The sequence below is a fragment of the Bizionia argentinensis JUB59 genome (assembly GCF_000224335.1).
Classification (GTDB): domain Bacteria; phylum Bacteroidota; class Bacteroidia; order Flavobacteriales; family Flavobacteriaceae; genus Algorimicrobium; species Algorimicrobium argentinense.
Window position 1 is genome coordinate 73,965 of sequence record NZ_AFXZ01000067.1, and the last position, 17,848, is coordinate 91,812.

The 17,848-nt window shown below is 34.4% G+C and carries 16 protein-coding genes; 10 read left to right on the plus strand and 6 right to left on the minus strand.

The genetic code is table 11. The features are described 5' to 3' along the window. Positions 1-4: 4 nt before the first annotated feature. Together BZARG_RS13995 and BZARG_RS14000 are read right to left on the minus strand one after the other, a co-directional pair. The gene (locus BZARG_RS13995) at positions 5-1,636 is read right to left on the minus strand and encodes a DUF4270 domain-containing protein (RefSeq protein WP_008639641.1); all 1,632 of its coding nucleotides are present in this window, start codon (positions 1,634-1,636) and stop codon (positions 5-7) included. 23 nt (positions 1,637-1,659) lie between these two features. Then, entirely contained in the window at positions 1,660-2,469 is an 810-nt protein-coding gene (locus BZARG_RS14000; protein ID WP_008639720.1) for a glycogen/starch synthase, read from the minus strand. Between the two features lie 108 nt (positions 2,470-2,577). Here BZARG_RS14000 and panC point away from each other — a divergent pair, with 108 nt between their 5' ends. The 9 genes from panC to BZARG_RS14045 all read left to right on the plus strand — a co-directional run bounded on the left by panC (position 2,578) and on the right by BZARG_RS14045 (position 12,931). Then, complete coding sequence (panC, locus tag BZARG_RS14005) at positions 2,578-3,426, plus strand: pantoate--beta-alanine ligase (protein WP_008639525.1); 849 nt, start codon at positions 2,578-2,580, stop codon at positions 3,424-3,426. 13 nt (positions 3,427-3,439) lie between these two features. Further along, entirely contained in the window at positions 3,440-3,790 is a 351-nt protein-coding gene (gene panD / locus BZARG_RS14010; protein WP_008639790.1) for an aspartate 1-decarboxylase, read from the plus strand. A 3-nt stretch (positions 3,791-3,793) separates the two neighbouring features. Next, entirely contained in the window at positions 3,794-4,771 is a 978-nt protein-coding gene (locus BZARG_RS14015) for a lysylphosphatidylglycerol synthase transmembrane domain-containing protein (RefSeq protein ID WP_008639445.1), read from the plus strand. Between the two features lie 73 nt (positions 4,772-4,844). Further along, positions 4,845-5,993, plus strand: a complete 1,149-nt coding sequence (locus BZARG_RS14020) for an alpha/beta hydrolase (protein ID WP_040288895.1) — start codon at positions 4,845-4,847, stop codon at positions 5,991-5,993. 63 nt (positions 5,994-6,056) lie between these two features. Beyond that, positions 6,057-7,418, plus strand: coding sequence for a DNA repair protein RadA (radA, locus tag BZARG_RS14025; RefSeq protein ID WP_008639821.1), 1,362 nt, complete (start codon positions 6,057-6,059; stop codon positions 7,416-7,418). 313 nt (positions 7,419-7,731) lie between these two features. Then, positions 7,732-11,133 carry an isoleucine--tRNA ligase gene (gene ileS / locus BZARG_RS14030; RefSeq protein WP_008639515.1) on the plus strand — a complete coding sequence of 1,134 codons (3,402 nt, stop codon included), beginning with the start codon at positions 7,732-7,734 and terminating at the stop codon, positions 11,131-11,133. Positions 11,134-11,137: 4 nt separating this feature from the next. After that, positions 11,138-11,521: a TraR/DksA family transcriptional regulator gene (locus BZARG_RS14035; protein ID WP_008639594.1), complete on the plus strand. Its 384-nt coding sequence runs from the start codon at positions 11,138-11,140 to the stop codon at positions 11,519-11,521. A gap of 62 nt (positions 11,522-11,583) precedes the next feature. Further along, complete coding sequence (locus BZARG_RS14040; protein ID WP_008639548.1) at positions 11,584-12,210, plus strand: DUF4097 family beta strand repeat-containing protein; 627 nt, start codon at positions 11,584-11,586, stop codon at positions 12,208-12,210. A 103-nt stretch (positions 12,211-12,313) separates the two neighbouring features. Next, complete coding sequence (locus BZARG_RS14045; protein ID WP_008639765.1) at positions 12,314-12,931, plus strand: lipoprotein signal peptidase; 618 nt, start codon at positions 12,314-12,316, stop codon at positions 12,929-12,931. A 130-nt stretch (positions 12,932-13,061) separates the two neighbouring features. Here the strand turns inward: BZARG_RS14045 and BZARG_RS14050 are convergent, their stop codons facing one another. Genes BZARG_RS14050 through BZARG_RS14065 form a run of 4 tightly spaced genes read right to left on the minus strand, consistent with a single transcriptional unit; the run spans position 13,062 to position 15,910 of the window. Continuing rightward, positions 13,062-13,625, minus strand: coding sequence for a 5-formyltetrahydrofolate cyclo-ligase (locus tag BZARG_RS14050; protein ID WP_008639758.1), 564 nt, complete (start codon positions 13,623-13,625; stop codon positions 13,062-13,064). Positions 13,626-13,641: 16 nt separating this feature from the next. After that, positions 13,642-14,610, minus strand: coding sequence for a succinylglutamate desuccinylase/aspartoacylase family protein (locus tag BZARG_RS14055; RefSeq protein ID WP_008639499.1), 969 nt, complete (start codon positions 14,608-14,610; stop codon positions 13,642-13,644). A 2-nt stretch (positions 14,611-14,612) separates the two neighbouring features. Then, positions 14,613-15,488, minus strand: a complete 876-nt coding sequence (gene rimK, locus BZARG_RS14060) for a 30S ribosomal protein S6--L-glutamate ligase (RefSeq protein WP_008639425.1) — start codon at positions 15,486-15,488, stop codon at positions 14,613-14,615. Between the two features lie 2 nt (positions 15,489-15,490). Next, entirely contained in the window at positions 15,491-15,910 is a 420-nt protein-coding gene (locus tag BZARG_RS14065; RefSeq protein WP_008639721.1) for an ATP-dependent zinc protease family protein, read from the minus strand. Positions 15,911-16,044: 134 nt separating this feature from the next. Between BZARG_RS14065 and uvrC the strand changes: the two genes are divergently transcribed. Continuing rightward, positions 16,045-17,838: an excinuclease ABC subunit UvrC gene (gene uvrC / locus BZARG_RS14070; protein WP_008639667.1), complete on the plus strand. Its 1,794-nt coding sequence runs from the start codon at positions 16,045-16,047 to the stop codon at positions 17,836-17,838. Positions 17,839-17,848: the final 10 nt, after the last annotated feature.

Here is a 17,848-nt window from a genome sequence, read left to right on the forward strand (position 1 = left end):
CTTTTTAATTATTAGGTTCTGTATAAAAAATTTCAAATTTCATCTTTTTAGTGTTTGGTACACTAGGATTACTACCGTGTAAAACGGTTCCTCTTGGTGATAAAACAGCACCATTTGGTACTTTTTTATCTAATACATTAAGCAAACCTGCATTAGCAGTTACATTAATATTGGTAGTTACGTAAATACCTAATTGTAAGTTAGTAGAGTCACGTAATATAATATTGTTTATATGTTCCGTTAATCGGAATTTATAATATAGTCCTTTATCATTATCATCACGCTTTAATCTGTTGGCGTAATTGGTTTTGGACAATAATGGATTTGTAGTATTTGCTATAGGATCTAAAAAGTAATCTATGATTGGTGTGTTATTTTTTAAATCATAAAGTACCACGCGTTCTGGTTCTTGACCTGAATTATTGACTTCACTTTGATCTACAAAAACAGTTAAACTGGCTTCATTAATAAGCCATTTTCCTTTTTTACTTTTAATATAGTCTATAGTTGAAATAGTATTACCGGTATCATCTTGCATGTTTCCTGTAAATAAATCAATTATTGCAAAACTACCTTCACCTCCTTTTAAAAATACTTTATTATCACCGTCTACCAAATCGGTATTGGACGTAGCATTATTAATTAATGTTTCAACATCATTAGAGTTTTCAAAGATATTAACCCGATTTCCAGAAAGGGCTAAAGTAATTTTTCTATCATCACGTATATCAACAGGGTTTCCATTGCCATCATCTTCGGTACCAGTTTTCGAACTGTAATTGATAAGGATGGTTCCTTTAGAGAAGTCTAACATGGTCATGTTTCCTTCTGTACTAGCATCTGCAGCCTTAAAATATAAACCTCTAAAATAATTTTTAAAATTATTAACGTTACTTAACTGCGGCTGGGATCCTGGATTGGCGGTTCCAAAGAAAAATAAATTATCCCAAAATTCATTATTATTTTCTAATTCGACATGAAGACTAGGTGTCATTCTTCTCACTTCTTCTAAAAGGCCGGTTTCTTCATTAATTTCTTCTACAGGTATGCCTAAATTGCTTGGCTTGAATGCAGGTTCATCAAAAAGTAATTCTCCAAGATAATTATCGAAATTTATAGTCTGATTAGAATTCGAATAGAATTTCTGTGAATCAACATTATTACTACCGGGATCAAAATCACGTAAAAAATAGGTGTTTTGGTAAATACTAAGTTTAATGTTTTGATTAGAACCGTAGGTAGAATCTAGTTTATATGTTTTGTTCCCGTCGGTATCCGTGGCATCCACTTTCGAGTAATAAGGAATAGTTAGGTAAACGGATTCCACACGTGGGTCGTCACCAAAATTGAAGTCGAAAATAGTAGGTATAGCTTGTATAACAACACTTGCTGTAGTTTTCCCATAAATTTTATCATTGTAAATTCCGAGTAAATTGGATGATAAAGCATTGGTTTGAACTGGCTCCAGCTTTTGGTCGTACATAACAGCAGAGAAAACTTTACCGTCTGTTGTAAAGTTTTTTATCCCTTCTATTTCACTTTCTATCGATGAGAAATCTTTTTCGCAGGCAACAACTGTTAATAGTAAACAGCCTACTAATGCTAAGGAATTATAAAGTTTCATTGTTTTTTTCATAGTTATTATTTAACTCCAAAAATTTAGCTCAATACCTGATTATTGTAAAAATCTGCGTACGCTTCACTAAACTCATCTTTGGCCTTGTAATCTAAAACAGGTTTTTTAGAATCTTTTAAATGTTTTGTTAAATCTTCTGGAAGATCTTCTGAACCAATAATTAAGGCATCCGAATAATTGATGGCAACCTTCATCATGTTGTTATATGTTGGTTTTTCCAATATTTTAATCGCGTCTTCGTCAATGTTATCAAATTTTATTTTGTTTAACATGTCTTCATTTAACGTGCCTTCAAAGCTTTGATTGTATACAGAGGTAACTATTTTACTTTCGTTGAATAATGGCTCATCTTTATAAAATTCTTTCAAATAAAGCGGTAATAGAGCTGCTAGCCACCCGTGGACATGGATAATATCTGGCGCCCAGTTTAATTTTTTAACAGTTTCAATCACACCTTTTGCAAAGAAAATAGCGCGTTCGTCATTATCTGGGAATAAATTTCCATCCTCGTCTGTTAGTGTAGCTTTACGTTTAAAGTATTCGTCATTGTCTATAAAATAAACTTGAATGCGTTCTTTTGGTATAGAAGCAACTTTAATAATGAGTGGCATATCCAAATCATTAATAACTAAATTGATTCCAGATAGCCTAATAACCTCGTGCAATTGGTGTCTGCGCTCATTAATGTTGCCGTATCGTGGCATGAAAATTCGAATTTGTCCACCCAATTGATTCACCATTCTAGGTGTTTCAAATGACATGGATGAAATTTCTGTTTCTGGTAAATACGGAACAACTTCAGATGAGACATATAATATCCTCTTATCTTTCATAATGTTAAATAGGTTTTGAAAATTCGAAATAAAAAACACGCAAAAGTACAAAATTTTATGCAGATTGCTTGTAAAATATTAAGTTTGCACGCGTTAAAAGAACAATAGGTGAACATTTTTACAGAAAAGAAGCAAATTCAAAACTATCTGAAGCCCTTAAAAAACAAGCGGTTTAGCATTGGTTTTGTACCAACAATGGGTGCGTTACACCAAGGACATCTGTCTTTGGTGAAGGAAGCGCTTCAGCATAATGATTATGTTGTAGTGAGTATTTTTGTCAATCCAACTCAGTTTGATAATGCTACCGATTTAAAAAATTATCCACGAACTTTAGAGCGAGATACTGAACTTTTAGAGACGCTTTCTGGTAATTTGGTGATTTACGCACCGGAAGTGTCAGATTTATACGGCGATAATGCCAAATCTGAACAGTTTAATTTTGACGGTTTGGAATTTGAAATGGAAGGACGTTTTCGTCAAGGACATTTTGATGGCGTAGGAACCATTGTTAAGCGTTTATTTGAAATCGTATTGCCCGATCATGCTTATTTTGGACAAAAGGATTTTCAGCAATTAGCTATTATTAAAAAACTAGTGGAAAAACATAAACTTCCGCTAACTGTTCACGGCTGTCCAATTCATAGAGAAGAAAATGGTTTAGCCTTAAGTTCCCGAAATGAACGGTTAAAATCGGATTATAAAGAAGCTGCGCCATTTATTTATAAAACACTAAAAGATGCCAAAAAACAGTTTGGCACAAAAAGTGCTAAAACAGTAACAGAATGGGTTGAAAAAGAGTTTAGAAATCACGACTTATTAAAATTAGAATATTTTATCATCGCTGATGAAGACACTTTGAAAACCGTAAACCGCAAATCAGAAACCAAAACGTATAGAGCTTTTATAGCGGTCTATGCAGATGATATTAGACTAATAGATAATATCGCGTTAAATTAATTATCTTTACCATATGCAAATTCAAGTTGTTAAATCGAAAATTCACCGCGTAAAATGCACGGGTGCAGAACTTCACTACATTGGTAGTATTACTATTGATGAAGATTTGATGGAGGCTGCCAATATTATTCAAGGTGAAAAAGTACAAATCGTGAATAACAATAATGGCGAACGTTTAGAAACCTATTGTATTCCTGGGCCACGAAATAGTGGCGAAATCACCTTAAATGGTGCGGCTGCAAGAAAAGTATCGCCTGGCGATATTTTAATATTAATCACTTATGCAACTATGGATTTTGAAGAAGCGAAAGTTTTTAAGCCATCTTTGGTCTTTCCTAACGAGGACAATAACCTTTTGCAATAAATAGTGAACAAAACAGTAAAGAAATATCTTAAAATTATACTCCCAATTCTGTTGGGAGTTTTTTTAATAGGCTATTCTTTATCTAAAGTGCCATTAGCAGAGTTGTTGGACTATTTTAAAAACGCTAATTATTTCTATGTAATTCTAGGAACGTTTTTCGGATTTTTAAGTCATGTATCGCGCGCCTACCGTTGGTTGTTTCAATTGGAACCAATGGGTTATAAAGTAAGATTAGGAAATAGTCTGATGGCCGTTTTTTCGGCATATCTTATTAATTATACCATTCCACGAGCTGGTGAAGTGGCGCGAGCATCCATTTTAACAACTTATGAGGGCGTCCCTTTCGAAAAAGGTTTTGGCTCCATTGTTGCGGAGCGCTTTGCCGATTTTATAATGCTTATGAGTATTATAGCTATTACATTGGTGTTGCAGTTCGATTTTATTTCCTCCTTTTTCCTGGAGCGCTTTAATCCTATAAATCTTTTAATTTATCTAGGAATAGCTTTATCGCTTTTAGCGGTAATTATTTTTTATATTCGAAAAAGCACTAATGGTTTCGCATTAAAAATTAAAAATTTTTTAAGAGGATTAGCGGAAGGTGCCTTTTCCATTTTTAAAATGAAGAAGAAATGGGCGTTCTTATTCCACACTGTTTTTATTTGGGCCATGTATGTGCTTATGTTTTATACAACAACTTTCGCTGTAGATGCTTTAAATGGTATTCCGTTTGGCGCCGTTTTAATTGGGTTTATATCTGCAACTTTTAGTATTGCGGCCACTAATGGAGGTATTGGATCGTATCCTGTAGCTATTTATGCCGCCTTTTCTATCTTCGCTATTGCCGAAGCGCCAAGTATTGGATTTGGTTGGATTATTTGGACTTCTCAAACATTGCTTGTTATTGTTGTTGGTGGATTATCATTAGTTTACTTACCTATATTTAATAGAAATAAGCAATCTTCACAAATCATTTCTAAGTAAAGCATTGTTGCATTTTATTATTAAACTTTAGGCTTAATTTCATAACTTGCCAGAAATAATTTATAGTATTAAAATGAAAAAAACCGCCCTATTATTTGTTCTGTTTTTTAGTGCTTCTATCCTATATTCACAAGTAATTTATCACCCGTTAGAATCGGCTAAATTAGGCGAAACGCGTGAAATAAAGATACAATTGCCACGTGGTTATGATACGAATACTGATAAGTCTTACCCTGTAATTGTTGTCTTGGATGGCGATTATATGTTTGAAGTTGTTGCCGGAAATGTCGATTACTATTCATATTGGGAAGATATGCCAGAAAGTATTGTGGTTGGCATAAACCAGGTAGGAAGTCGTTCAGCAGATGTGTATTATTCGGAGCAAAACTCCTTGCCAATGGATACGGGTGCTACTTTTTATGAGTTTTTAAGTATGGAATTGTTGCCCTACATTAATAAAACATATAGAACGGTTAACTTTCGCGCTATCGTAGGTCATGATCGAACTGCAAATTTTATTAATTATTTTCTTTTGAAAGAAAAGCCGTTATTTCAAGCTTATGTGGCTGTTAGTCCAGATTTAGCGCCAGACATGCAAAGATATTTAGTTGATAAATTACCAAAATTAGAAAGTTATATATTTTATTATTTAGCAACTTCAGAAAATGATATTGATAGATTAAAATCAGAAGCCGTTTCTTTAAATGCCAAGATTTCAGGGATAGAGAGCAACAATTTATTATTCAAATTTGATATGTTTGATAAAGCATCTCATTACGCTCTACCAGCACATGCTATTCCAAATGCGTTAGAAGATATTTTCTTTGTTTTTCAAGCCATTAGTAAAACTGAATATACGGATACGATTTTAAAATTAGAAGGTTCGCCAGTAATATATTTATCGGAAAAATATGAAACAATTAAAACCTTGTTTGATATTGATAAACCCATTTTGATAAACGATTTTAATGCAATTGAAGCCGCAATTAATAAATCTGAAAAATTTGAATATTTGGAAGAATTAGGAAAAATTGCGCGTAAGCAATATCCAGATACACTTTTAGGGAACTATTATATAGCTCGTTTTTATGAAGAAACAGGTTCGCCTAAAAAAGCAATGAAAGCGTATCAAAATGCTTTTGTTTTGGAGGAATTTGGCGGAATTACTAAAGAAGAGGTGTTACGTCGTGCCGATGCTATAAAAGCCGATTTCGGTTATTAATTACAGAAGTAAATTAAATAAAAATAATTATTTTATCTCCTTTGGAGAGGTTAGGAGAAGAACATGGCTAAATTAAAAACAACTTTTTTTTGTCAGAATTGTGGCTCGCAATACAGCAAGTGGCAAGGACAATGTACATCATGTAAAGAATGGAATACTATTTCGGAAGAAGTGCTTCAGAAACCCGAAAAAAGCGATTGGAAAACACCTTCTTCTACCAGCACGAAACGTGTATCCAGACCATTGTTGATTAATGAAATTGATGTATCACAAGAAGCTCGTATGCAAACCGAGGATGCGGAATTTAATCGTGTTTTGGGTGGCGGAATCGTTCCAGGATCTTTAACGCTTTTGGGAGGAGAACCAGGAATAGGGAAAAGTACGCTATTACTACAAATTGCGTTGAAATTACCATATAAAACATTATATATTTCAGGTGAAGAAAGCCAGAAACAAATAAAAATGCGTGCTGAACGGATTAATCCAAGCAGTAATAATTGCTACATTTTAACTGAAACCAAAACCCAAAATATTTTTAAGCAAATTGAAGAGTTGGAGCCGGATATTGTGGTAGTCGATTCTATTCAAACTCTGCATAGCGATTATATCGAATCTTCTTCGGGAAGTATTTCTCAAATAAAAGAATGTACAACAGAACTTATTAAATTCGCCAAAGAAACAGCGACGCCTGTTATTTTAATCGGACACATTACTAAAGATGGTAATATTGCTGGACCAAAAATTTTAGAACATATGGTGGATACGGTTTTGCAATTTGAAGGCGATCGGAATCACGTTTTCAGAATTTTGCGCGCCAACAAAAACCGGTTTGGTTCTACCAACGAACTAGGGATTTACGAAATGCAAGGTTCTGGATTGCGTGAAGTTTCCAATCCTTCGGAAATATTGATTACTCAAAAGGACGAAGAATTATCAGGTAATGCTATCGCTGCAACTTTGGAAGGTATGCGTCCACTTTTAATAGAAGTTCAAGCTTTGGTAAGTACCGCCGTTTATGGAACACCACAACGTAGTGCCACTGGTTTTAACGCCAAGCGCTTAAACATGTTATTAGCCGTTTTAGAAAAACGTGCTGGTTTTCGTCTGGGTGCTAAAGATGTGTTTTTAAATATTACAGGTGGCATAACAGTAGACGATCCCGCTATGGACTTGGCAGTCGTTGCCGCTATTTTATCATCTAATGAAGATGAAGCCTTGCCTAAAGATTACTGCTTTGCAGCCGAAGTTGGTTTGTCTGGTGAAATTCGCCCTGTTCAACGCGTAGAACAACGAATTGTGGAAGCTGAAAAACTCGGGTTCTCAACTATCTTTGTTTCGAAATACAATAAGATTTCTTTAAAAAACACGAAAATAAAAATTCAGCTGATTTCTAAAATTGAGGATTTGGTTGATTTTATTGTTTAATCTACAATGAGTCTTTGATGTCGCAATTCGCGACCTCATGTAATGTATGTTTGTTTTAAAATCTGTGTTTTCAATATTACAGGTTTTTAGTCTTGGTTCTAAAAGCGCAGCGGTCTTAATTCTTTCTCCAAAATATTATTATTTCAATTCCGCCTTCAATCATCCGTTTTATTGTCTAAAGTTGTTTGTCGTTAGAGCACTCATCTTTCCAATAATCGCACTTTAATCATTTTCTTCTCTATTTCGCTTTAAATTCAACAGGTATTTATCTAAAAATCATTAATTTCGCGGGTCGAAACGAATGAATGATATTATGAGTAATAAATTCACTGTATACAAAGGACTTGACTTGCCACAAGTAGCAAGTGACATCCTTGATTATTGGAAACAAAATAACGTATTTGAAAAAAGTATCACCTCGCGAGAAGGCGCAAAACCTTTCGTGTTTTTTGAGGGCCCGCCGTCCGCAAACGGTTTGCCAGGTGTACACCACGTTTTAGCACGTGCTATTAAAGATATTTTTCCACGTTATAAAACCATGAAAGGCTATCAAGTAAAGCGTAAAGCTGGATGGGATACACACGGTTTACCTATAGAATTGGGTGTTGAAAAGGAATTAGGTATTACCAAAGAAGATATTGGTAAAACCATTTCAGTGGAGGACTACAACGCAGCTTGCCGTAAAGCAGTTATGCGTTATACAGACGTTTGGAATGATCTTACCGAAAAAATGGGCTACTGGGTGGATATGGATAATCCGTATGTTACTTACGATCCGAAATACATGGAATCCGTTTGGTGGTTACTAAAGGAAATTTACAATAAAAGCTTAATTTATAAAGGTTACACTATTCAGCCATATTCGCCAAAAGCGGGTACAGGTTTAAGTTCCCATGAGTTAAACCAACCAGGAACGTATCAAGATGTTACGGATACCACGGCGGTTGCACAGTTTAAAGCAAATGAAAAATCACTTCCAGATTTCTTACAAAATGAAGGTGATATATACTTTCTTGCTTGGACTACGACGCCTTGGACCTTACCAAGCAATACAGCCTTAACGGTTGGTCCAAAAATTGACTATGTATTAGTAGAAACTTATAACCAATACACATTTGAGCCTATAAATGTAGTGTTGGCAAAACTATTAGTCAATAATCAATTTGATGGTAAATTCAAACGTGTTGACACCAAACCAGAATTATTAGACTACAAATCTGGAGATAAAAAAATTCCATATTTCGTTGTTAAAGAATTTAAAGGAACGGATTTAGTAGGCATTACGTATGAGCAATTATTGCCCTATGCATTGCCAAATGATAATCCTGAAAACGCGTTTAGAATTATTTCTGGCGATTTCGTAACCACAGAAGATGGTACCGGAATTGTTCATACAGCACCAACTTTTGGAGCTGATGATGCGCTGGTTGCTAAACAGGCCACGCCGCCAATTCCACCAATGTTGGTAAAAGACGAAAATGGTAATTTAGTACCTTTGGTTAATTTACAAGGAAAATTTCGCCCAGAAATGGGAGAATTTGCTGGTAAATACGTTAAAAACGAATATTATCCAGATGGTGAAGCACCAGAGCGTTCTATTGACGTGGAATTAGCCATTAAATTAAAGGAAGAAAACAAAGCCTTTAAGGTTGAAAAATATAAACACAGCTATCCAAACTGTTGGCGTACGGATAAACCAATTCTATATTATCCATTAGATTCTTGGTTTATTAAAGTTACCGATGTTAAGGACAGAATGTATGAGCTGAATGAAACGATCAATTGGAAGCCAAAATCGACAGGAACAGGTCGTTTTGGAAACTGGTTAGCCAATGCAAATGATTGGAACTTATCACGCTCTCGTTATTGGGGGATTCCATTACCAATCTGGCGTACGGAAGATGGGATGGAAGAAATCTGTATCGGTTCTGTTGAAGAATTAAAAGGCGAAATGGCGAAAGCTGTTGAAGCTGGTGTGCTTGAAAAAGATATTTTTGAAGAGTTCGAAATCGGTAATAACTCCGATGAAAACTATGCGAAAATCGATTTACATAAAAATATAGTGGATGAAATCGTTCTGGTTTCACCATCAGGAAAACCAATGAATCGCGAAGCTGATTTAATAGATGTTTGGTTCGATTCTGGTTCTATGCCTTATGCACAATGGCACTATCCATTTGAAAACAAGGAAAAAGTAGACACTGTTTGGAGAAAAGCTGACTTTATTGCGGAAGGTGTCGACCAAACAAGAGGTTGGTTTTATACACTTCATGCTATTGCCACCATGATTTTTGATGATGTGGCTTATAAAAACGTTGTATCCAACGGACTTGTTCTAGACAAAAACGGTCAGAAAATGTCCAAACGTTTAGGCAATGCTGCCGATCCGTTTGAAACTTTATCAACTTATGGCGCTGATGCGACACGTTGGTACATGATTGCCAATGCAAATCCATGGGATAACTTAAAGTTCGATTTAGAAGGCATAGAAGAGGTGAAGCGTAAATTCTTCGGAACACTTTACAATACGTATTCATTTTTTAGTCTATATACCAATTTAGATAATTTTACTTACGAAGAAGCTGAAGTTCCTTTAGAAAACCGACCGGAATTAGACCGTTGGATTCTTTCGGAATTGCATACGTTGATTCAAAAAGTAGATACGTTTTACGAAGAGTATGAACCGACAAGAGCAGCTCGTGCTATTTCCGATTTCACACAAGATTTTGTTAGTAACTGGTATGTCCGCTTAAGTAGAAGACGTTTTTGGAAAGGGGATTATCAAACCGATAAAATTTCGGCTTACCAAACGCTTTATACCTGTATGATTACTATTTCCAAGTTGGCAGCACCCATTGCACCTTTCTTTATGGATAGATTGTATATGGATTTAAATGCAGTAACTAAAAAGGAAGCTTTTGAAAGTGTGCATTTAGCAAATTTTCCTGTGTTCGATGCCAGTTTTGTTGATAAATCTTTAGAGCGAAAAATGGAAGCGGCTCAAACAATTTCATCACTTGTTTTATCCTTACGTGCTAAAGAAAAAATTAAAGTACGTCAGCCATTACAGAAAATTATGATTCCTGTAGATAGTAATCAGCAGAAAGAGGAGATTTTAGCCGTTGCCGATCTTATTAAATATGAAGTAAATATTAAAGAAATTGAGGTTTTAGAAGATGCTTCTGAAATATTAGTGAAGCAAATAAAACCAAACTTTAAAACGCTTGGGCCACGTTTTGGAAAGGATATGAAGCTAATTGCAAATACTATTCAAGGATTTGATGCTTCACATATTAAAGAAATCGAGCAAAATGGTGAAATTGATGTTGAGATTAACGGGAAAAAGATTACTTTAGATCGCGCGGATGTAGAAATCACATCGCAAGATATTGAAGGTTGGCTGGTAGCAAATGAAGGTTTGCTAACTGTTGCTTTAGATGTTACGATTTCTGAAGCATTACGTAATGAAGGTATTGCTCGCGAGCTCGTAAATCGTATTCAAAACCTACGTAAAGATTCTGGTTTTGAAGTCACGGATAGAATAAGTGTCACACTTCAAAAGCATCCCGAAATTATGGAAGCTATAGATGAAAATCTAGCGTATATTAAAGCCGAAACGCTTACCGAAGCGTTGGAGATAAAAGATGAAATAGAAGATGGTATAGAGATTGCGTTTGATGCAATTATTACTAAACTGTCCATTAAAAAATATTAGAAACATGGGAGAAGATATCAATGTTAGGTACTCAGATAAAGATTTAGCTGAATTTAAAGTGCTTATTCAAGAAAAAATAGAAAAAGCAAAGCATGATTTAGAGCTTATTAAAAGTGCTTATATGAACAATTCAAACAACGGAACCGATGATACATCGCCAACGTTTAAAGCATTTGAAGAAGGAAGCGAAACCATGAGCAAGGAAGCGAATTCGCAATTGGCAATTCGTCAAGAAAAATTTATTCGCGATTTGAAAAATGCGTTAATCCGTATAGAAAGCAAAACCTATGGCGTTTGCCGTGTTACAGGTAAATTGATTGCTAAAGAGCGTTTAAAGCTTGTTCCTCATGCTACTTTAAGTATTGAAGCTAAAAATATGCAACAATAAAATTTTAGATTTTTAAATAATAAATTAACGCTTCAATTTTACATTGGAGCGTTTTTGTTTTTATGAAAACGTCAGTAACACTATTATTATTATTATTTCTACTTTCGGCATCTATTTATGCTCAAAAAAGTATGCAACGAATTTTAGATGTTTCAAGCATATCAACGATTGATGTTGCTGGTAATACGATGTTTAAAATTAAAATTACTACAAAACGTATTCAAACAATTTCTATGGATTTACGGGTTGAAGGCGAAAATAATGAACAAATTGTTTTACAAACAAACATTTCCAATGATACGCTATTTATAGGAAGCGCCTATCAACCTATGTTTATAAAACCTGATGATAAATTAGCTGCTCATAAAAAAATATCGATCGAATTGACTCTGGAAATTCCAGAGAACTTAAATGTCTTGATAAGTAGTGATATTGCATCAGTTTTTGCAAATGGCAGCTATAAATTTCTAACTGCCGAATTATTAAATGGTCATTTTTTAGCAAAAAAATTCCAAGGAAATCTGCAGGTAGATACCTTGCATGGTAATATATCATTAGAAACACTAGCGGGCTTATTAGATGTTCACACTAAAAACGGCACGATAGAAAAAGCAAATATACCATTAGGTAGAAACCAAATAACGCTCAATTCTATAAACGGAAATATTAGCGTAAAAAGAACCCGATAATATGCTTACTTTTGCTTTTTATTTTTAATGTAAAATGTATTTTAATTTTATAGAAATAATACATTTGAATTACTAAAAAACAGTCCTATTTTATCGAAACACTATGTCTTTAAAAAAATCCATTCTTTTTATAATACTTATTTTACTGGTTGATCAGGTGAGTAAAATATATATAAAAACCCATTTTATTCTAGGCGAAGATGTTACCGTTTTTAATTGGTTTAAAATTTACTTTATAGAAAATGATGGCATGGCCTGGGGAACCAAGATTAGCGATTTTGTTAGTTTTATTTCCGACAGAACGGCAAAAATAGCACTCACTGTTTTTAGAATTGTAGCAATTTTTGGGATTGGTTATTGGTTATATGATGCTACTAGAAAGCAAAATTCGCAAATACTAATATGGGCAGTTGCACTTATTTTTGCTGGTGCTTTAGGGAATATCATCGATTCGGTTTTTTATGGCGTTCTATTTGATGACAGCTTCGGTCAGGTAGCGAGTTTTATGCCAGCTTCTGGAGGTTATGATGGTTTGTTACATGGAAAAGTGGTAGATATGCTCTATTTTCCATTATGGAAAGGCTATTTACCAGAATGGTTACCATTTTATGGCGGGACATACTTCACTTTTTTCGATCCTGTTTTTAATATTGCCGATATGGCTATCAGTACAGGTTTTGGTTTACTTATAGTATTTAATAAAAGAGCGTTTGCAGATTAACTCTTATTGTTTTTGGTGAAATTTTAAAGCAAAAATATTATAGTGAATTAGGAATCTGATTCTTGTAAAAAAACGAGACTAATCCTATTTAATTTATTATTGAAAAAGAGAAATGTAAACGTTTAGATAATTAAAATGTATACGTTTTATTAGGAGTAACGCAATAATTTAAAGGGATATCTGTATCAAAAATACCTTTTATTTCGTTTTCAGCTTCAAAAAAGGACAACCCTATTTTTATAGTTTCAGGTTTGCATTTACTTAAAAACGTATCGTAAAATCCTTTACCGTATCCAACACGATGCCCTAGCTTATCAAAAGCTAATAAGGGAATAAATACCACATCTATTAAACTATTGTCTATGGGAATGCCATCAACTGGTTCTGGAATATTATAGGCGTTTTTCTTGATAACTGTGGCGTCTGTTAACAAAAAATTAGCCATGCTTCTCGTTTCAAAATCAGTTTTGGAAACAATGATGTGCTTATCTTTCCCAGAGAGAATACTTAAAATGTAATCCGTATTAATTTCTTTATGTTCAGTTATTGAGAGAAATATATGGTAGTATAAAGAATCCCAAATAGGTAATTCTAAAAGTTTATTAGCAATTTGCAGGCTTAATTCGTCTAGCGTCTCGTTGGAAAGCTCCTGTCGATTTTGCTTGTAAATTTTCCGTAATTCTTGCTTGGTCATACAACAATCTAAATAACTATTGGTTTTTTAATTTCGAGGTAATATGAAACAAGGCATCACCTTGATAAACAATTGGCGATTCATTCACATTAATAATATATCCCGAACTATTGGCGCGTACAAAGTGGTTGAACTTTCCGTAAGGATCGGTGATATTGCCAATAATATCATCATTTTCAACTTTGGTGCTTATGGCAACCGAAGCTTTGAACATACCGGAAAAATTAGCGCGTTGCCATTTACTAGCTGTAATAAAAACAGATTCTTTTTTAGGTTTACTCACCTTAAATTTAGAGTTTAACATACCCAATCCATGCAACACACGTTTGGCTCCATTAACACCAGTATTAGTAACATTATCATCAATATGATTGGACTTTCCACCTTCATACAGCAACATAGGAATATGCGCCTTATAAGCTGTGCTTCTAAAGGATTTCTTTAGGTTTGAGGCATACAGTACAAATGGTGCACCAAAAGTTTTTGCTAAAGCATCTAGCTTGGAACTGTTTTTAGCAATACGTACTTGCGGTGCATTAAATCGACCGGAGCCACCGGTGTGAAAATCTATGACAAAATCTACTTCAGTAAGTACATCATTCACCAATTTATAAGCAACGCGACTGGCAAGCGATCCGTTTTTTAGGCCTGGAAAGACCCGGTTTAAATCGCGACCATCCGGAAACTCGCGACTTAAGTTTATAAAACCAAAAATATTAATAACAGGAATGCAGATTACAGTTCCGCTTTTAGGCTTATTGATACCTTTGGCAATGAGTTGTCGGACTATTTCAACACCATTCACTTCATCGCCATGGATACCCGCTGTAAATAATACAGTTGGTCCAGGTTTTTTAGAGCGTTCTATAATAATAGGAACGTCAATAGATGAGGCCGTGTGTAATTTGGCAACATCAAAATCAAGCTCATAGCTTTTGCCTGGCTCAATATTTTCTCCTAGAATAGTGATGATTTTTTGCGACATATTTATTTTCTATTTCGCTCAATAAAAGAAATAATAGATTTCGCAATATTTTTTCCTGTAGCGTCTTCAATACCTTCAAGACCTGGCGTAGAATTTACTTCTAATAATAAAGGACCCCTAGATGATTGCAGCATGTCTACACCGCAAACAGGTAATTTTAAAGCCCGTGCAGATTCCATAGCTAAACGAAGTTCATCCTCGCTTAATTTGATAATGTTTGCCGTTCCTCCTCTATGTAAATTAGAACGAAATTCGCCTTCTTTACCTTGGCGTTTCATGGCACCAACCACTTGTCCGTCCACTACTAAAGCCCTTAAATCGGCCCCTTTAGCTTCTTTAATAAACTCTTGAACAATTACGCGCGCCTCTAAACCATTAAAAGCTTCTAAAACTGATTCGGCAGCGTTTTTAGTTTCTGCTAAAACTACACCCAAACCTTGTGTGCCTTCTAGTAATTTAATAATTACCGGTGCACCTCCAACATGGGCAAGAACTTCTTTTGCGTCACGTGAATAATTGGTGAAAACTGTTTTGGGCATACCAACTCCAGCTTTACTTAAAAGTTGTAAGCTTTTTAGTTTGTCGCGAGATCGTAAAATAGAGCCAGAAGAAACGATTGAGAATGCACCCATCATTTCAAACTGTCTTACAACCGCACAGCCGTAAAAAGTAATAGATGCGCCAATTCTTGGAATAACAGCATCTACATAATCCAAATAACGGTCTTTATAATAAATGGTAGGTTTTTCTTTTTCTATGATGATGTCGCATTTTAACGGATCGATAACTTCAACTTTATGATTGCGTTTTTCTGCTTCTTCAACTAAACGTTTGGTTGAATATAAATGGGGGTTTCTGGATAGAATTACTATGTTCATAATTATTTTTTATTAAATGATAGGTTTTGCACGTCCACATCGACTAGAAATTTTTTAGCTAAAAATTGTCTGCCAATCAATACGGGAAATCGCATATCATCACGTGTGCTTAAAGTTAGATTAATCTTATATGTTTTGCCAAAGAATATGACTTCAGACTTTATTTTAAATCGGTTTTCCTTAAAGCCATTACTGCTTTTAACATTCGTTCGAGAGTATTCCGAAAATACAACCTCCTTGCCACTAAAATTAGGGTGTCCTTTGCTGTAAAACTTGCAGCGTAAAGTACTGTTTTCTTCCGTTATTTCTGAACAATGAATCGCAGAAGTATATGCACCCGAGTCTATCTTAGCGTCAATTTCAAATAAATTAAGTTTAGGGAAGTCTATTTTATCAACCCTACCTATGAGTTGTTTTTTCATGTTCTAGTTTTTAAAAAAGTGGCGCAAGTTAGTTAATCAGTTATTTTTTTGAAACAATTTAACTATAAAAATTAACAGGTTTTTGTTCAACTAAATATATACTTAAAATTTTAGAAATAAGTATCTTTGATGATATGCCAGAAACTGCTTTAGAAATACAATTAAAAACCTTGCCAAATGAGCCTGGTGTTTATCAATATTATGATAGCGAAGGTAAGATTTTATATGTAGGTAAAGCAAAAAATTTAAAAAAACGAGTTAGCTCCTATTTCACAAAAACTCATGATAGTGGCAAGACACGCGTACTTGTTAAAAAAATAGTGAGTATAAAACACATTGTTGTAAACACGGAAACCGATGCTTTATTACTTGAAAACAATCTAATTAAAAAGTATAGGCCACGTTATAATGTGTTATTAAAGGATGATAAAACCTACCCTTGGATTTGTATTAAAAAAGAACGATTTCCTCGCGTATTTTCTACTAGGCGCGTTATAAAAGATGGCTCGGAGTATTTTGGACCCTACACAAGCATGAAAACGGTATCCACGTTACTGGATCTAATTCGTGGACTTTTTCTATTACGAACTTGTAATTACGACTTATCAGAAGAGAAAATAGACACCGGTAAATATAAAGTTTGTTTAGAGTATCATTTAGGTAATTGCAAGGGGCCTTGTGAAGGTCTCGAGAGTGAAGTGGCATATCAGGAGAATATTATGGCAATTAAAGAAATTCTTAAAGGTAATTTTAAAACGTCCTTGATTCAATTTAAAGCTCAAATGAAAGCGCTCGCTGCAAATATGCAGTTTGAAGAAGCTCAAAAAATTAAAGAAAAAATTGATGTGCTTGAAAATTACCAAGCAAAATCCACCATTGTTAATCCGAAAATTAGCAATGTAGATGTGTTTACAATTATGAGCGATGAGGAATATGGTTATATTAATTTTCTGCAAATTTCTTATGGCTCTATTATCCGTTCGCACACATTAGAAATTAAAAAGAAATTGGATGAACCCGATAAAGAATTGTTGGAATTAGCCATTACAGAAATTCGCCAACGTTTTAATTCTAATTCTAAAGAACTCTATGTTCCGTTTGAAGTCGATTTGGGAGAAGATTTAAAAATCACCATTCCGCAATTGGGGGATAAAAAGCATATATTAGATCTGTCTTTGCGCAATGCGAAATATTATAGAATGGAACGCTTTAAGCAAGCGAAAATTACAGATCCAGACCGACATGTAAATAGGATCATGGCACAAATGAAAACTGATTTACGTCTGCCAAAAGAGCCGCGGCACATTGAGTGTTTTGATAACTCTAATATTCAAGGAACGCATCCAGTGGCAGCTTGTGTGGTCTTTAAAAATGGAAAACCTAGTAAGAAAGATTATAGACATTTCAATATAAAATCAGTAGTAGGTCCCGATGATTTTGCTTCTATGGAAGAGGTGGTTTACAGACGTTACAAGCGTTTATTGGATGAAGATCAGCCTTTGCCGCAGCTTGTAATTATTGATGGAGGAAAAGGGCAATTATCATCATCACTAAAAAGTTTGGACGCTTTAAATTTGCGAGGAAAAATTGCAATCATCGGAATTGCAAAACGTTTAGAGGAATTATTCTATCCAGACGATCCAATTCCCTTATATTTAGATAAAAAAAGTGAAACACTTAAAATAATTCAACAATTACGAAATGAAGCCCATCGTTTTGGATTGGAACACCACCGAAATAAACGTAGTAAAACGGCGTTAAATACGGAGTTGGAAACTATTCCAGGCATAGGCGAAAAAACAATTGTAGATTTACTAAAGCATTTTAAAAGTACAAAACGTATTTCCGAAGCAACCAAACAAGAATTAGAAGCTGTAGTTGGGGTTTCTCGAGCAAGTAAAGTTTTTAATTATTATCACAAGTTATGAAGTACCGTAT

Excerpts from the sequence above, each read along its gene's own strand:
- BZARG_RS13995 (WP_008639641.1), bottom strand. The coding sequence starts at position 1,636 with ATGAAAAAAACAATGAAACTTTATAATTCCTTAGCATTAGTAGGCTGT.
- BZARG_RS14000 (WP_008639720.1), bottom strand. The coding sequence starts at position 2,469 with ATGAAAGATAAGAGGATATTATATGTCTCATCTGAAGTTGTTCCGTAT.
- panD (WP_008639790.1), top strand. The coding sequence starts at position 3,440 with ATGCAAATTCAAGTTGTTAAATCGAAAATTCACCGCGTAAAATGCACG.
- BZARG_RS14020 (WP_040288895.1), top strand. The coding sequence starts at position 4,845 with ATGAAAAAAACCGCCCTATTATTTGTTCTGTTTTTTAGTGCTTCTATC.
- radA (WP_008639821.1), top strand. The coding sequence starts at position 6,057 with ATGGCTAAATTAAAAACAACTTTTTTTTGTCAGAATTGTGGCTCGCAA.
- ileS (WP_008639515.1), top strand. The coding sequence starts at position 7,732 with ATGAGTAATAAATTCACTGTATACAAAGGACTTGACTTGCCACAAGTA.
- BZARG_RS14035 (WP_008639594.1), top strand. The coding sequence starts at position 11,138 with ATGGGAGAAGATATCAATGTTAGGTACTCAGATAAAGATTTAGCTGAA.
- BZARG_RS14040 (WP_008639548.1), top strand. The coding sequence starts at position 11,584 with ATGAAAACGTCAGTAACACTATTATTATTATTATTTCTACTTTCGGCA.
- BZARG_RS14045 (WP_008639765.1), top strand. The coding sequence starts at position 12,314 with ATGTCTTTAAAAAAATCCATTCTTTTTATAATACTTATTTTACTGGTT.
- BZARG_RS14050 (WP_008639758.1), bottom strand. The coding sequence starts at position 13,625 with ATGACCAAGCAAGAATTACGGAAAATTTACAAGCAAAATCGACAGGAG.
- BZARG_RS14055 (WP_008639499.1), bottom strand. The coding sequence starts at position 14,610 with ATGTCGCAAAAAATCATCACTATTCTAGGAGAAAATATTGAGCCAGGC.
- rimK (WP_008639425.1), bottom strand. The coding sequence starts at position 15,488 with ATGAACATAGTAATTCTATCCAGAAACCCCCATTTATATTCAACCAAA.
- BZARG_RS14065 (WP_008639721.1), bottom strand. The coding sequence starts at position 15,910 with ATGAAAAAACAACTCATAGGTAGGGTTGATAAAATAGACTTCCCTAAA.
- uvrC (WP_008639667.1), top strand. The coding sequence starts at position 16,045 with ATGCCAGAAACTGCTTTAGAAATACAATTAAAAACCTTGCCAAATGAG.